This window comes from Vibrio sp. 1288, assembly GCF_033344475.1.
Window position 1 is genome coordinate 1 of the sequence record NZ_JAWPOX010000874.1, and the last position, 577, is coordinate 577.

The following is a 577-nucleotide window of genomic DNA, read 5'->3' on the forward strand; positions in this document are numbered from 1 at the left end:
TCAGTTTGAACTACAATCTGCTTACTATACAAAAGCGACAAAACAGTCCGGGTATGAAGCTGCAAAAGCGAGCTTGAAAAAGTACCCAGATGTCGAGTTCATTTATGCTTGTTCTACCGACGTTGCGTTAGGTGCCGTCGAAGCACTGTCTGAACTTTGCCGTGAAGACGTTATGATTAATGGCTGGGGCGGTGGGTCTGCTGAGCTATACGCTATCTTAAAAGGGGAGTTAGATATCACCGTCATGCGTATGAATGATGATACTGGCATTGCGATGGCAGAGGCGATTAAATGGGATTTGGAAGGTAAACCTGTACCAACGGTGTACTCTGGGGACTTCGAAGTTGTGACCAAATCAGATTCCCCTGAGCGAATTGAAGCTCTCAGAAAACGTGCATTTAGATACTCAGATAATTGATGACAATTACATCAAAGCTAAAAAAGCGTCGCTCGCTGTCGACGCTTATAACTAAAATTATTATTCTCGTTCTTGCTCCGATCATTTTAGGCATTTTCGTTCAGAGTTATTACTTCTCCAAACAGATCATTTGGCAGGAGGTCGACCGAACCAAGCAGC

General features: G+C 43.8%; 1 pseudogene. It reads left to right on the forward strand.

What is annotated here, in order from left to right:
* Positions 1-418: pseudogene (locus R8O11_RS29840) on the forward strand (ABC transporter substrate-binding protein); the annotation flags it as partial.
* Positions 419-577: the final 159 nt, after the last annotated feature.